This window comes from Rhodococcus sp. USK10 (assembly GCF_019378875.1).
GTDB classification, from domain to species: domain Bacteria; phylum Actinomycetota; class Actinomycetes; order Mycobacteriales; family Mycobacteriaceae; genus Rhodococcus_F; species Rhodococcus_F pseudokoreensis.
This window is the reverse complement of sequence record NZ_CP076048.1, coordinates 3584691-3599154: the sequence shown is the minus strand read 5'-3', so window position 1 is coordinate 3599154 and position 14464 is coordinate 3584691. Positions and strand designations below refer to the sequence as shown.

The window sequence follows — 14464 nt, the reverse complement described above, 5'->3', positions numbered from 1 at the left end:
GCCGCGCCGGCGTCGCTCCCCGAAAATCATCCCAACGTAGGAGAACCACATGTCATCACACAGGAAGTGGACAGGTGTCGGTGCGGTACTGCTCGCAGTCGGCATGATCGCCGGCTGCACAGTGAACACCGGCGCCGAAGCCGGAACCGGCGGTGAGCGAGGCGACGGGCAGGGCTTCGGCGCCAACGTCGAGTTGCTGCCGGCACGGCAGAAAGTACAGGACATCATGCAGGGCAAACGGGTTGCATTCGTTCCGATGCTCTACAAGGGGTATCAGCTCACCGAAAACTGGGGCACGTCGCTCACACGTTCGCTCGAGGCCTCCGGAGCCCAGGTCACCATCCACGATCCGAACTTCGACCCCGATCGCATGCTGGCGATCCTCAACGACATAATCGCGCGGAAACAGGCCGATGTGCTGGTGCTGCAGAGTTCGGCGCAGGGACTGTTGGACAACGTCATTGAACGTGCAGCGCAGGCAGGTATCTACACCGTGGTGTTGAACATGATGTCCACCCGGCTCAGCGACGCGTTCGTCGGCGTCGATGTATACGGTGCAGCCCAAGCGATCACCAAGCGGGCCGTCGCGGATTGTAACGCCCGCGGCACCACCAAGAAGCTGTCGATCATCGACGGCATGGGCAATGATCCGGCGTCCCTGCTGTGGAACGCCGGTATCAAGGATGTCGCCGAGCACGAGGGCTACGAGGTACAGATCAGCCATTCGCAGTTCGACAATTCCAAGGCGCAGGCAGCGGCCGAGGCGGCGATGCAGCAGAACGGCAACGATCTGTGCGGCTTCCTGGTCACCTTCGACCTGAACGCGGTATCGGTCGGGCAGTCGGTGAAGGCCGCCGAGAGCCGCGGGCAGATTCAGCCCGCCGCGATCGGGGTGTACACCCTGGACGCGAACTCGGCGACCTGCGAGGAACTCAGACGCGGCACGGTTACCGCCACAGCGGCGTACGACGTTCAGGGTATCGGGGCTGCAGGCGCGGTGGCGGTGCAGAACCTCCTCATCAACGGCGCGCCCGCGGGGAGCCGCCATGACGTGGGCTACGTCTCGTACCACGTGGTGGACGGCAAGACCGCCGACGAGACGACCATCGCCTGCTACCGGTCCAACTAGGAGTCGACGAATGACGACGACCACACTCCGCCGCGGACCCAATCCGCTTCGCCGGGGAATCGACGCCTACCGGATGACCGGGGGCCGGGCCTTCGATCGGATCGCCCGCTACCGCGCCATATCCGATCTGTTCGAGAAACGCTGGATGGAGGGCGCAGTGCCGTTGGTGCTGGCACTGCTGCTGTGTTTCACAGTGATCGCCACGACCGATGTGGGCACCGCGAACGCACCGCTCGCCATCGACGACGTCGCCGAATGGGGATTGCTCGCCATCGGTCTGACGGTGGTGCTGGTCGCCGGCGGCATCGATCTTTCCATCGGTTCCATAGTCGGTCTGTGCTCGATGTTCGCACTGATCTCCGACCGGGTCTGGTACTGGCCGCCGGGATGGGTGATCCCTGCAACCGTGATTCTCGGTGCATTGCTCGGTTCGGTCAACGGGTATCTCATCGCCTTCCTGCGTATGCGGCCGTTCATCACCACCCTGGTAACGCTCATTGCATTCGGTGGTGCAGCAGTGGCCCTGCAGAACGCGCACACCACTCGGATTGGGATCGCGCGCCCGGCGCTGGTGTGGGACGCCATCCCCTACGGCAAGATCATTGGCATCCCGACAGCGTGGTTCACTTTCCTGTGCGTGCTCGTGGTCGCACACGTGATGCTCACTCGTTCGCGCTGGGGATGGTGGGTCACCGCTACCGGATCCGACCGCCGGTCCGCCCGCCGCAACGGCATCCCCGTGCGCGCGGTGACGTTCTGGGCCTACGTGCTTTCCGGGTCGATGGCAGGCAGCGCCGCCATCCTGACCACCGCCCGGCTGAGTCGCACGGATGCGGCGATCGGACGCGGTTGGGAACTCATCGTGCTTACCGCGGTCGTACTAGGCGGAGTCAGCCTCAAGGGCGGTCGCGGGTCGGTCCTGCGTGCCACCGTCGGCGTCATCGTCGTGGCCGTCATCCGGCAGGCAACCGTCGCCGAAGGACTCGATTTCAACTACTACACGGTGATCCTCGCCGCAGCGCTGCTCGCCTTCACCATCCTCGACCTGCAGTGGGGAAAGTACCGCCGACGTGCGGTGGAGAAGCTCAAGATCGATCCGGCGCGCGTGCGACTCGGCCCGCTGACCGATGTCACAGCGCCAGGCACCGTCTGGACTCCGAACTGCGCGTTGACCGACGCACCGCCTGTGGGACTTGGCAAAATCCGGGGCGCTGAGGCGTGTGCCGTCGACCCCGAGGGCAACATCTACGCCGGTGACCAGCGCGGCTGGATATGGCGCTTCCGGGGACCGGACGACACCGAGGGGGAGATCTTCTCGCGCACCGGAGGCTTCCCTTGCGGGCACGCATGGGACCGGGAGGGACGGATGCTGGTGGCGGTCGGCGGCATGGGCGTCTACCGCATCGACGCTGACGGGGAGCCGCAGATGGTGGCGAACCGAGTCTCACGGAGCCCGTTGTCGTTGGTCGACGACTCCGGTCTGCGTGCTGTCGACGACCTGGACGTGGCACCCGACGGAGCGATCTACGCCTCGGACTTTTCTATCCGCAACAATTCCACCGACTTCCTCCTGGAACTGGTGGAGTTCCGCCCGAACGGCCGGTTGATCAAAATCGCTCCGAACGGGAAGGCGGAGGTCGTGGCCTCGAACTTTGTGTTCCCGAACGGTGTATGCACCGCGCACGACGGCGAATCGATCCTCGTCTCCAGCACGGGATTGTGCCGGGTCGATCGGCTGTGGATCTCCGGCCCGAAGGAGGGCCAGCTCGAGCCGGTCCTGGAGAATCTGCCGGGCTATCCGGACAACATCCACCGTTCGTCGGACGGAAATTACTGGATGCCCCTGGTGGCATTGCGGACTCCGATGTCGGATCTGCTCAACCGCTATCCGGAGGTGCGGCGGCGGATGACGCGCGAGGTCTCGCTGGACAACTGGATGGTGCCGCAGCTCAACGTCTCCTGCATCGTCAAGTTCTCCGACATAGGAGAGATCATTGCCGTCAAGTGGGACAAGAGCCTGAAGAACTATCCGATGGTGACAGCCGCGACCGAGCGGGACGGCTACCTCTACTTCGCCGGCGTTTCGAACAACCGGTTGGGCCGACTCGAGCTCGACCCCGACGAGGTCGGCACTATCGACACCAATCTGGTGCCCGGCACGTTCGGCACCCGGACCGCCGCGGAGGTGGGCTCATGAGTTCGATCCTGGACACCGTCAGAGAGTGGATCAATCCGGACAGGGTGCGGCATCGCTCTGTGCCCCGGATGGAGACCGGGCTCCGCCCGAACCTGCGTCTCGACGAGGCCGAGGAGTTGCTTGCCGCCGGTGTGCACACTCCGGACGACATCACGGTCACCGCGGACGGCACCGTCATACTTTCCAGCGGATGTGAGCTGCTGCGTGTGGAGCGAGGCGGTATCCGGTTGTTCGCCCGGTGTGCCGCGCGCATCGCAGCGGTCACGACGGTCGGGAACGCGGTGGTCGCGGCCGTCGAAGGCACCGGTCTGGTCACGGTCGACGCGAGCGGAGCGGTGACCCCCCTGTGTGCCGACCCAGCGGTCGCACGCGGTGTCACCGCGCTGACCGGCGTACCCGGAGGTGACCTGCTGGTCACGGTCGGCTCCACTACCGCCGATGTGCGCGGCGATTGGGCGCGTGCCTTGCTCGCCGGCGACGCGTCGGGACGGATCGTGCGGGTGCGGGACGGCGCTGCCTCTGTGGTCGCCGAGGGGTTGGCCTGGCCATCCGGAATTGCCCTCAGCGGCGATGGTCAGGTGATTGTGGCAACGAGCCTGACTCACCGCCTGGAGATCCGATCGCTGAACGATCCGAGCGAGCCGGTCCGATCCATAGCTACCAACCTACCGGTGTACCCCGGACGAATCGTCGCCGTGCCGAATGGCCACTGGGTGGTTGCGCCGTACCCGCGGAATCGGATCACCGAGATGCTCCTCGATGAGCGGTCACTGCTTTCGGAGATGGTCGAGACGATCGATCGGGAGGAGTGGTTCGTCCCGCAGTTGCGCAGCGGGAATCTGTTCACCGAAGCGATGCAGATGGGGCAGTTGCGGGTGTTCGGCCAGGTCAAGAGCTGGGCACCCGCGAGGTCCTGCGGCGTGCTGTTCCGGCTCGACGACACCGGGCGCATTGCGGAGAGCGCACATGCCCGGGTGGACAGCCCGCGGCACGGAGTCACCGGCGTGGCCGTCGCTGACGGCCGGGTCGTGACCGCACTGCAGGGTCACGGCTCGGTTCTGCGACTGCACACCGACGAGATTGCACAGGAGGGGCGCTCATGACGGAGCACAGCACTGGTGTCGACATCACCCCAGTCATCCGACTGACCGGTGTCAGCAAACGCTACGGCGGAACCTTCGCAGTTCAGGGTGTCGACTTCGACGTGCGGCCTGGTGAGATCCACGCGCTGCTGGGTGAGAACGGCGCCGGCAAGTCCACGATGGTGAAGATCATCTCGGGAGCTATCACCCAAGATGCGGGAACTCTCGAAGTCGAAGGTGCCGAGCGCCGCTTCGCCGCGCCGCGGGACTCCACCGAGGCCGGGGTGGCGATGGTCTACCAGGAGGGTTCGCTCGTCGAATCCATGACAGTGGCGCAAAATCTGTTCCTCGGTGACGAGCGGGTATTCAACGACTTCGGGACTTTGAATGTGGTCGCCCGCGAACTGCTCGAATCGCACAACTTCCACATCCGGCCGGACGCAGAGGCCGGTGCGCTGGGCATCGGCCAAAAGCAGATGGTGGAGATCGCGCGGGCCGTGCACCGCAATGCCAAAGTGGTGATCCTGGACGAGCCCACCGCTTCGGTGACCCCGGAGGAACGCCTGCAGTTGTTCATGTCGATGCAGAGTCTTCGTCGACGTGGCATCGGGGTGGTTTTCATCACCCACATGTTGGATGAGGCATTCGAGCAGGCGGACCGGATTACCGTCTTGCGGGACGGGGTGGTCCAGGGCACTCTGAATCGCTCAGAGTTCGGTCACGACCGGGTTGTGAAGATGATGGTCGGCCGCACCGTCGAGATGGGCAGAAAGTCACCGAGCCGGAGGCCCGACATCATTCCTGCCCTCCAGGTCGAGGACCTTACCCTGCTCCCAGCGGTTCGCAGTATGTCCTTCTCGGCCTACGGCGGCGAGATCCTCGGCTTGTACGGTCTGGTCGGGGCAGGGCGTTCGGAGGTCGCGCAAATCATCAGCGGTGTGGTGAAGCGGCGGCGCATGCGTGGCGGCACTGTGTGGCTGGGTGGGCAGCGGGTCCGTTTCCGCACCCCACGGCACGCTCGGAAAGCTGGGATCGTGTACATCACTGAGGATCGGAAGGCATCAGGCTTCTTCGGTCACCTGACCATCTCGGAAAACATCTTCCTCGCGCATCTGTGCAGCGCGCTGCGCCTGCCGCTGCTGTTCCGTCCCCGGTTGGGCCGGGCGATCGCGAAGAAATTCGTTGAGCAGTTCGAAGTCCGGACCTTGGCTCCGAGCAAGGCCGTGGTGGAGGAGCTCTCCGGCGGAAACCAGCAGAAAGTCGTGCTGGCCAAGGGGCTCACGCGCAAGCCGCGGGTGGCGATCATCGACGAGCCGACCCGCGGTGTGGACCTGGGTACCATCCCCGAGATTCATGCCATGATCCGTGCCCTTGCCGACGAAGGTGTTGCCGTGATTGTGATTTCGTCATACATCCCAGAGATCCAGGCCCTCTCCGATCGCGTGCTGGTCGCCCGTGGGGGCAGCATTGCGGCCGAATTCTCCCCGGACGAGGCCGACGAGGAGAGCCTGATGTTCGCCGCAGCGCATTAGCGGTAGTCCGGCAATCACTTCGGTGACAGAAACCAATTCATTACAGAACTTGAAGGAGTACCAGATGCGTGGAGTGATCTTCAAAGGCGAGCGGGTGCTCGAGATCCAGGACTTCCCGGATCCCCACCCCGGCCCCGACGAGGTGGTGCTCGAGATGAAGGCATCCGGGATGTGCGGCAGCGACCTGCATTTCTACCGGGCACTCGCTGGGCAGGCGCTCGCCGCGTTCGGGATGGCCGGTGACGACGCCGGATTCATCGGGGGACACGAACCGTGCGGGGTGGTCGTCGAGGTCGGTGCCGCCATCGATCCGAGCGTGATCCGTATCGGTGACCGGATGATGGTGCACCACTATGACGGGTGCGGGTTCTGCGACAACTGCCGCACCGGATGGCCTCAACTGTGCGATTGCGGCAACGTGATTTACGGCGCGACCGCCCATGGCGGGCACGCGGACTACATCAAAGTGCCCGCTCGCACCCTGATCAGGCTGCCCGATGAGCTGAGTTTCGCGGCTGGCGCCGCCATCTCGTGCGGCACCGGTACCGCCTTCGGGGCGCTGGTGCGGCTGAACGTGAACGCGAAGGATTCGTTGGCTATATTCGGGCAGGGGCCGGTCGGCCAGGCGGCGGTGCAACTCGCCTCCGCGATGGGCGCCGAGGTGATCGCGGTGGACGTTGCAGCCGCGCGGGTGGCCCGGGCACCGGAGTTCGGTGCGGTACACACCATCAACTCGGCCGAGACCGACCCGGTCGTGGCGATCAAGGAACTCACACGCGGCAAGGGTGTGCTCAAGGCGCTGGACTGCTCGGGGGCGCCCGCCGCGCGCGCGGCGGCCGTGAAATCCACCGCGAAATGGGGCAGCGTCGCGTTCGTCGGCGAAGGTAGCACGGTTACCCTGGACGTCAGCCCTGACATGATTCGGAAGCAGCTGACCATCATGGGCTCGTACACCTTCTCCACGGTGGGCCAGGCCGACTGTGCGAAATTCATTGCGCGCCATGGTGTCGAGGTCGACAAAGTATTCACCGACCACTGGCGGCTGGACGACGCGGTAGACGCGTACCGAAACTTCGATCTGCAAACCGGCGGCAAGGCGGTAATCGAATTCTGATCGCCGGTGTCGACTGTGCGGCCTCGATTGGCGCGGCATCGGACGCATCGGCGACCGCGGTATGCGGCGGCGTAGGTCGTCGGCGCCGGGTCCGGCGGTGGTGGGCGGGGCAGCCGAGTGTCAGCGGCAGCTGCCCGATCACGGGTATTGACCGGGGTCCGGACGTCGCGACGCAGTCCGGGCATGCGCGGTAAATGCGGTTCGCGCTCACCAGGGTCGCCACCGAGCAGCCCTGGCCCATCCGGCCAGGCTCGCGGCGGTTCCGGCGCACCGTTGGTAAGTGCTCGAGTTCTGCGGACAAGCGCAATCCCCGCCCGAGCCAGTGGATTTCGCTACCGCGCGGTGGCGGACCCACCATCGACCCGGCGCATCGGAGTGCCGGTTCAGGAGGTGAGCAGCGGACCATACTTCTGGCGGGCCGCCTCTCCGGAGGTGCCGACCTCGGTGCCGATCGTCGACCACGGCAGGCCGTGCTTGCGGGCCGCGACGATGTGGTCGACGAGCTGACGCTCGGCTTCGGCGCGGGCAACCACCGCGGCACGCAGCTCGGCGAGCGCGGCCGAATCCCGGCGGCCCTCCTCTCGGGGTCCGTAGTCCTCGAACCGCTTCGCGAGTTCGTCGGCGTGCGCGAGGATGTCCTTCGTTGTGCGTGGGATAGTCATCACCTCAGGTAGCTTGGTCGGGCTTCATGGCGTGGACGATCACCTGGGCGTCGGTGCTGGTGATGTTGCCGAACTCCAGTAGCGGCGCGTCGAGCGCTGGTCCGACGAACACGATGAACCCCTCGCCGAGATCGAACGCGGTGATCGCTTTGTTGAACGCGTGCACCATGTCGCCGGAGTCGATCCCGTCCTTGTAGGCGCACTCGGAGATGACCGGCTCCGACTGCATCATTCCAAGTTGCCTTGCTAGTACTCGGGCTGCACCACAGGGTGAGGGGTAACCCCGCCGCTTCGGCGCAACCGATCTGCTCTTCGATGCGATCCGGATCATCGCCGCACAACTGGCCTGATCGGATGGCGGCGGCGACGGCCGAATTCTCGTGTCCACCAATCCGCAGAAACCGTGTCGGCCCAACCGGAGCGAACTGACCGCCTACAAGGAGTCTGACGTGTCCGTTGGCCGGCGAGGGAAGGCCGGACGGTCCGCTCGACTGCCACCCGGGTGGCCGTGGGCTCCCCCGAACAGGTTGCCGACATGCTGCAGCAAGGGTTCGAAGCCGGCATGGGAAACGGCTTCAAACATCACCCCGACGCCGCGGACCGTGTCGAGGACTTCGTCGACCACGTGGTGCCGATCCTGCAGCGGCGCAGCCTATTCCGCACGGAGTACGAGGGCACCACTCTGCGTGAGCACCTCGGCATCCCGTACCAGAACGGCCTGCCCGAAAGCCACCCGGGCGCTTTGCGGTACCAAATCATCGCAACGGGTATGAACCCGCTGAGCCCGCGACCCGTGGCAACGAGGCGCTGCGAGAGAGAGATCGAGTGGCGCGCTTTTCGCGGAATCATCTGGCACGGTGTGTCGGGTTGGGGTGTACCCGACACGACACATCACACACCCACCGGCCCAATCATCCTCCCCAGAAACGCCGACTGCGGTGGGCCGCGTCACGCCGTGGTTAGGGCAGGTTCTTCCGCAACGCGGCGGGAAGCGGTGATCACGGGAACGAGGGTGACGAGCACCGCACCGACGATCGCAGGAATGGCAAAGGAGTAGAAGCTCCACCGAGCACCGAAACCGGCGTCGAGAATCCAGCCGGCCATCGCCGGCCCCACCAGTGCACCGATACGGCCGAGACCCATCACGACACCAACTGCAGACCCGCGGTTGGCCACCGGGAAGTTGCTGGCGACGTAGCCGTAGAGCACCGAATTGGTCCCGGTGCCACCGATCCCGGCGCCCAAGATCGCGAGCATGAGCCATCCGGTGTCGAGCTTGTTGCTCAGAGCCAGCAGGGAGGCCGCGCCGACGACGAACAGGACCATGACGACCCGCGCACACCCGACACGATCAGCCAGGTACGAGCCGGCGACGGAGCCGATTGCGCCCCCGGCCTGCAGCACGAGCATGAAGGTCAATGCCGAGCCGAGCGCGTAGCCCTGCTCGCGCATCAGCGCTGGTGCCCACGTGTTGAGTCCGTAAACGACAACATTCACGCAGACGCTGATCACGACGAATACGATGAGCGGGAGCAACCACGGACGTGCAAGCAACCGACGAACTCCCTGTGGACTCGAGGCGGACTCTCTTCGGTTGCTGGCGGCCGATGCGGCGATGGCGTCGTAGTCTCGCCCGTAGGCCTCGGCCAGTGCACGTGCCTCGGTTTCGCGACCGCGCGCGTCGAGGTAGTCCACGGATTCGGGCAGCCGGAAGTACATGATCGGCATCAGCAGGACGAAGACAATGCCCAGACCGAACAGGACTCGCCAGTCGTGATGGGGGAGAAGCCAGATTGCCGCCAAGGAGGCGAGGACACCACCGACGGAGAAGCCGGTGAGCATTGCACCGTTGTACAGCAGTCGCCGATTCCGCGGTGCGTATTCCATGGTCAACGCGACCGCCGACGGAACGACACTGCCGATACCGACGCCTGTGAGGAACCTCGCGAATCCGAACACCTCGACGTTCATCGCGAGCGCGGAGAGCAGTGAGCCCGCCGAGATCCACACGACTCCGACGAGCATGAGCTTGCGGCGGCCGATCCGATCGGTGAGTGGGCCGGCGGTCACGAATCCGACCATGAGGCCACCCAGCGTCCAGGTGCCGATGAGACCCGCAGTGCCGGGGGTGAGGTGCCAGCCCGGTTCGTGCAGGATCTTGGGGAGTGCGGCCCCGTACACGACCATGTCATAGCCGTCGGCAACGATCGTGAGAAAGCACAGAATCAGGACAGTAAAACCGCTTCGGGGTCGGCTCTGAGGTCTGGGCACGGAATCCTCCGGGGGAATGGGCTGTGTGCGAGCATGCTGCATCTGCGGGCGACGATGTGTGCTGCGCAGGTTGCGGATCTGAATTGCGACCTACTTCACACCGAACATTATGCATGATACTTTGGAGGAATCAACCAGGACCGGTGAATCGATGCCGGCGCCACCCGGTCGAGCAGCTGCTGGACCTTGCGATGGAACAGGAGAGTTGTGGCTATCCGAAGAGCGAGGCACCGCGCGCATCGCTGACTCCTCTACTCGGCGAGGCGACATGACCGTTGCCGAGGCCGAGGGCGGATATATCGTGCCACCCGGTTCTCGTACACGACCCGCCCGTGCGCGGCGGTCGACGACGCGACCGGCGCCTCGCTTGGGCTCGGCGACATCGATATTCGTGTCCGGTGGATGCTCGACCTGATCGGCGCCGCCCAATCGAAATTGGAGTCGAGGCTGTGGCAACCGGCCACCTTCGATGCCCCGCCGGACGTGACAGTCACGACCGGAAGCTCTCGATGCAGGGCATGTCGCCGACCGGGTCGAACCACTGCGCCGCTCTGCCGGAGACTCCAACGGTAAAAGCAGCGCGGCTTCGTGTAGGCACTCGTTACAGACTTACCCAGGCTTCCGCTGCCAGCGGCTCCATTTTCTGGCAGCACCGAGTTCCCTTGGAGTCAGTCCGCCCCACACTCCGTGTTGTTCGCCGAAATGGATGGCGTACTGACGGCATTCATTGATCACCGGGCATCGTCGGCAAATATTCTTCGCGGTGCGCAGGCGCTGCGGGTGGGGCTTCGCTGTGTCGTCATCGAGGTAGAAGACGGTGATGTCCATGCCGCGGCAACGTGCGCGCAGTCGCCATTCTTCGGGGCTGACATCCGGGACGGCGTGTGATGCAGTCATGTGGACGCGCTCCGATCGTTCGACGTAGGAGTCTTTGCCCCGTGCCGGGGTGTAAAACATAATATATTAACCGTGGAAGTGGGTCAACCTCCGGAACGATCGCTGTCCGGACAGCAGGTGTGTGTGCCCAGAACTGCCGACGGTTGCCGGAAGTGCTGGGCCTACTGCGTACGCACCGGGTGGGCGAGGACGAGCGCGGCGATCCCCATCGACCACGGTCCGCTGATTCCGCCGATTGCCTGGATCGCGAAGAAGGCGCCGATGATGCCGGCCGTCCGGCGCGGCGGGTACGTTGCGATCACCGCGGCGTGGAGCAGCGGGAACACCGCGACCACTAGTCCGTGTGCCACCGACACCGCACACACCGCAAGAAGCGGAGACCCGAGAGCAGGGAGGCTCAGCAGCAGCACTCCGGCGACGATGACGGGGCAGGGCCGCCAGGTCAGCAGCCACGGGATGCATCACGGCGTGGTCGTGAACGAGAGCACGATGATGGCCGCCCGCCATCCGTACTCGGCGACCACGAGCGCGAGGATCGGGACGACGGCGATCTTGGCCAGCGTGCTTCCGCTGATGATGAGCGCGCTCGGCATACCCCGCTTGACGAGCGCATGTCGTGATTAGGCGGCCGTGTGCAGCAAAGCGGACGTCGGCCCCCATGCGAGGCCGAGAAGCATCCGGCCCGCGAGGAGCGCGGTGAACGTCGATCACACGACGAGCGGGAGCATGACGACATCCCACAGCTCGGCGATGATTGCTATGGACCAGCGGATCGCGAGAACTTTGTCGATCGGTCCGCGAAGAAAACCTCCGAAGCTGAAGGCGAGGAGGAACATGCTGCCGGTGAAGCCGATCTGGGAGGCACTGAGCCCGAGGTCCTCGCTGAGCGGTTGGGCGATGAGCCCGACCTTCGGTCTTGTCCGTGAGACCACACCATCAACCGCAGGGTAATATACATCATATACTATCTTTTTATCCCGTGGAGGTATGGGATGCATCAGACATCAAACGTGATCCTTGCATGCATAATATATTTATTCTAGAGTGAGGCTCACGTACTGCAGCGACCGAGCATCGGACTCGTCGTCGCTCGAGAGAAAGGACGTCACATGCCGGGTCTGTACTTCGAGGAATTCGTACCGGGAATGGTCATCGATCACGAGGTCCGACGGACCGTGACCGAGACCGACAACGTCCTGTTCAGCACGATGACCCTGAACATGGCGCCGCTCCACCTGGACGCGGAATACAGCAAGGACTCCATTCACGGACAGCGCCTGGTCAACAGCCTGTTCCTCCTGGGCCTCGTCGCCGGCATCTCGATGCACGACACCACGTACGGCACCACCCTCGGCAACCTGGGCTTCGACTCGATCAAGTTCCCGAAGCCGGTGTTCCACGGTGACACCATCCACGTGCGCACCGAGATCGTGTCGGCCCGGGAGTCCAAGAGCCGCAACGACTCCGGAATCGTCACGTTCCGTCACTTCGGCCTCAACCAGCGTGACGAGATCGTCTGCGACGCAACCCGCGTCGGCCTGATGCTCAAGAAGTCGGCCGGCGAGCAGGCCTGACCGCTCACCCCGACACGACGACCGACAGCCCCAGACGAGGAGAACACGGAAATGGGCATCAGTAGCCAGCCCGAGGAGATGGCCTGGGTTCCGGGCCCCGCGGTGCGCGAGCGCGCGAGGCTGCTCGCGGCGATGAAGAGCTGGGGCTTCGGGGACGATGCCGCCGCTGTCGCCGAGCTGGGCCGTCGCGCCGTCGCCGACCCCGAGTGGTTCTGGCGCGAGGCGCTGGCCGACCTGGACGTCGCGTTCTCGGCGCCGTTCGACCGGGTTCTCGACGAGTCCGAGGGGCGGGAGTTCCCGAAATGGTTTCCGGGCGGCCGGATCAACGTCGCCGAACTGGCGGCCCTCCGGCACGCCCGTGGTGACCTCGCAGGCAAGACCGCGGTGGTCTACGAAGGCGACGGCGGACAGCGGCGCACGCTGACCTTCGCGGAACTCGCGGCTGAGGTGAGCCGGTTCGCGGCGCACCTCACGGGTCTGGGTGTGCGTCGCGGCGATCGCGTGGTGCTGTTCATGCCGGTGGTGCCCGAGGCCGCCGTGGCCTTCCTCGCCATCGCGATGATCGGCGCGGTCGCGGTACCCACGTTCAGTGGATACGCGCCCGACGCCTTGGCTACGCGACTGCAGGATTCGGACGCCGTCCTCCTGGTGACCGCCGACGGCACGACTCGACGCGGCAAGGTCGTCGAGATGAAGGCGACCGCGGACGCCGCACTGGCTCAGGCGCCGTCGGTCCGCTCCGTCGTGGTGATCCGGCATTTGGGTACCGACGTGCCGATGCAGGCCGGCCGCGACGTCTACTACGACGAGCTTCCCGCCGATCCGGACCCCGTCGACGTGGCGGACACCGAGTCGAACGACCCACTGACGATCGTCTACACGTCCGGCACCACGGGCAGGCCGAAGGGAATCGTGCACTCGCACGGCGGTTTCGCGGCCAAGACGGCAGTCGACTTCGCCTACGGCTTCGATGTGCACGCCGACGACGTGGTCTCCTGGATCACCGACCTCGGGTGGCTGGTCGGCCCGATGCTCATGACCGGTCCGCTGCAGCTCGGCGCGACCATCGTGATGATCGAGGGTCTTCCCACCCATCCCACACCGAATCGTATGTGGGAGATCGTGAACCGCAACGGCGTCACCGTGCAGGGCATCGCGCCTACGGCGGCACGCGCGCTGAAGGCGGCGGGCGACGGCACCGCCCCGGAGATGCCGACCCTGAAAACGTTCGTCTCCACCGGCGAAGCCTGGGACGAGCCGACGTGGTTCTGGCTGTTCGAGGTGGTCGGCCGGCGAGAGCGCGCGATCGTCAACTACAGCGGCGGCACCGAGGTCGGTGGCGGCATTCTCGTCGGCTACCCGTTCCTGCCCGCCGCGCCGGCGGCGTTCACCGGACCGCTGCCCGGTGTCGACGCCGCGGTGCTCGACGACGACGGCAGGCCCGTGGTCGGTCAGATCGGCGAACTGGCGGTGCTCAACACGTTCCCCGGGATGACGCACGCCTTCTGGCAGGACCGGGACCGCTACCTCGACACCTACTGGAGTCGCTGGGACGGCATCTGGGTACACGGCGACCTGGCAAGTATCGACACCGCAGGCATGTGGCGGATCCACGGCCGCTCGGACGACACCATCAAGTTGTCCGGACGCCGCGTCGGGCCGGCCGAGATCGAGGCCGCCCTGTTGCGGGACAACCGGATCACGGAGGTCGCGGTGATCGGCGTGCCGGACGAGATGCGCGGTCAGCGGGCGGTGGCGTTCGCGGTACTGGGCGCCGACGGCGTCGACAACGACGACCTGCAGGCGACGGCGTTGGCGAACGCAGGCAAATCCTTCGCGCCCGAGGTGTATGCCGTACCGACGCTGCCGAAGACGAAGAACGGAAAGATCATGCGCCGCGCCATCCGGTCGCGGTTCATCGGTGCCCCGATCGGCGACATGTCGTCGCTCGATCCGGCGACGCCGCTCGAGGACATCCCCGTGTACGCGGGCGAAGACTAGGAGAG

General features: G+C 65.3%; 14 protein-coding genes and 1 pseudogene. 8 read left to right on the top strand and 7 right to left on the bottom strand.

The genetic code is table 11. The annotated features are described in order from the left end of the window. The first annotated feature begins 49 nt into the window (after positions 1 to 49). The 5 genes from I1A62_RS23540 to I1A62_RS23520 all read left to right on the top strand — a co-directional run bounded on the left by I1A62_RS23540 (position 50) and on the right by I1A62_RS23520 (position 7054). Positions 50 to 1129 (top strand): substrate-binding domain-containing protein, encoded by a 1080-nt coding sequence (locus I1A62_RS23540; protein WP_218271262.1) that lies wholly within the window; start codon positions 50 to 52, stop codon positions 1127 to 1129. Continuing rightward, on the top strand, positions 1047 to 3326 hold the full coding sequence (locus I1A62_RS23535) for an SMP-30/gluconolactonase/LRE family protein (protein WP_219460175.1): 2280 nt from the start codon (positions 1047 to 1049) through the stop codon (positions 3324 to 3326). The genes I1A62_RS23540 and I1A62_RS23535 overlap by 83 nt, the downstream gene beginning before the upstream one ends. Next, a complete protein-coding gene (locus I1A62_RS23530; RefSeq protein ID WP_219460173.1) occupies positions 3323 to 4429 on the top strand; it encodes a hypothetical protein in 1107 nt (368 codons plus the stop codon). Before I1A62_RS23535 ends, I1A62_RS23530 begins: the two co-directional genes overlap by 4 nt. Beyond that, complete coding sequence (locus I1A62_RS23525; protein ID WP_219460171.1) at positions 4426 to 5940, top strand: sugar ABC transporter ATP-binding protein; 1515 nt, start codon at positions 4426 to 4428, stop codon at positions 5938 to 5940. Before I1A62_RS23530 ends, I1A62_RS23525 begins: the two co-directional genes overlap by 4 nt. Before the next feature lie 64 nt (positions 5941 to 6004). Further along, positions 6005 to 7054 (top strand): zinc-binding dehydrogenase, encoded by a 1050-nt coding sequence (locus I1A62_RS23520; RefSeq protein WP_219460169.1) that lies wholly within the window; start codon positions 6005 to 6007, stop codon positions 7052 to 7054. 383 nt (positions 7055 to 7437) lie between these two features. Here the strand turns inward: I1A62_RS23520 and I1A62_RS23515 are convergent, their stop codons facing one another. The 3 genes from I1A62_RS23515 to I1A62_RS23505 form a co-directional block, all read right to left on the bottom strand. After that, positions 7438 to 7716, bottom strand: coding sequence for a hypothetical protein (locus I1A62_RS23515; protein ID WP_219460166.1), 279 nt, complete (start codon positions 7714 to 7716; stop codon positions 7438 to 7440). A 4-nt stretch (positions 7717 to 7720) separates the two neighbouring features. Beyond that, on the bottom strand, positions 7721 to 7948 hold the full coding sequence (locus I1A62_RS23510) for a hypothetical protein (protein WP_257890887.1): 228 nt from the start codon (positions 7946 to 7948) through the stop codon (positions 7721 to 7723). 716 nt (positions 7949 to 8664) lie between these two features. Continuing rightward, positions 8665 to 10029, bottom strand: coding sequence for an aromatic acid/H+ symport family MFS transporter (locus tag I1A62_RS23505; protein WP_257890886.1), 1365 nt, complete (start codon positions 10027 to 10029; stop codon positions 8665 to 8667). Between the two features lie 252 nt (positions 10030 to 10281). Between I1A62_RS23505 and I1A62_RS47275 the strand changes: the two are divergent. Continuing rightward, positions 10282 to 10505: pseudogene (locus I1A62_RS47275) on the top strand (transposase); the annotation flags it as partial. A gap of 91 nt (positions 10506 to 10596) precedes the next feature. On the opposite strand, the gene I1A62_RS23500 reads toward I1A62_RS47275, so the two are convergent. The 4 genes from I1A62_RS23500 to I1A62_RS46475 all read right to left on the bottom strand — a co-directional run bounded on the left by I1A62_RS23500 (position 10597) and on the right by I1A62_RS46475 (position 11816). Beyond that, on the bottom strand, positions 10597 to 10815 hold the full coding sequence (locus I1A62_RS23500) for a WhiB family transcriptional regulator (protein WP_256974055.1): 219 nt from the start codon (positions 10813 to 10815) through the stop codon (positions 10597 to 10599). 230 nt (positions 10816 to 11045) lie between these two features. After that, positions 11046 to 11294 carry a hypothetical protein gene (locus I1A62_RS46485; RefSeq protein WP_257890885.1) on the bottom strand — a complete coding sequence of 83 codons (249 nt, stop codon included), beginning with the start codon at positions 11292 to 11294 and terminating at the stop codon, positions 11046 to 11048. Between the two features lie 51 nt (positions 11295 to 11345). After that, positions 11346 to 11477 carry a hypothetical protein gene (locus tag I1A62_RS46480; protein ID WP_257890884.1) on the bottom strand — a complete coding sequence of 44 codons (132 nt, stop codon included), beginning with the start codon at positions 11475 to 11477 and terminating at the stop codon, positions 11346 to 11348. Between the two features lie 114 nt (positions 11478 to 11591). Continuing rightward, positions 11592 to 11816 carry a hypothetical protein gene (locus I1A62_RS46475; RefSeq protein WP_257890883.1) on the bottom strand — a complete coding sequence of 75 codons (225 nt, stop codon included), beginning with the start codon at positions 11814 to 11816 and terminating at the stop codon, positions 11592 to 11594. Positions 11817 to 11993: 177 nt separating this feature from the next. Between I1A62_RS46475 and I1A62_RS23490 the strand changes: the two genes are divergently transcribed. Further along, positions 11994 to 12458, top strand: a complete 465-nt coding sequence (locus I1A62_RS23490) for a MaoC family dehydratase (protein WP_219460164.1) — start codon at positions 11994 to 11996, stop codon at positions 12456 to 12458. Between the two features lie 51 nt (positions 12459 to 12509). After that, complete coding sequence (locus I1A62_RS23485; RefSeq protein ID WP_219460162.1) at positions 12510 to 14459, top strand: AMP-binding protein; 1950 nt, start codon at positions 12510 to 12512, stop codon at positions 14457 to 14459. Positions 14460 to 14464 lie beyond the last annotated feature (5 nt).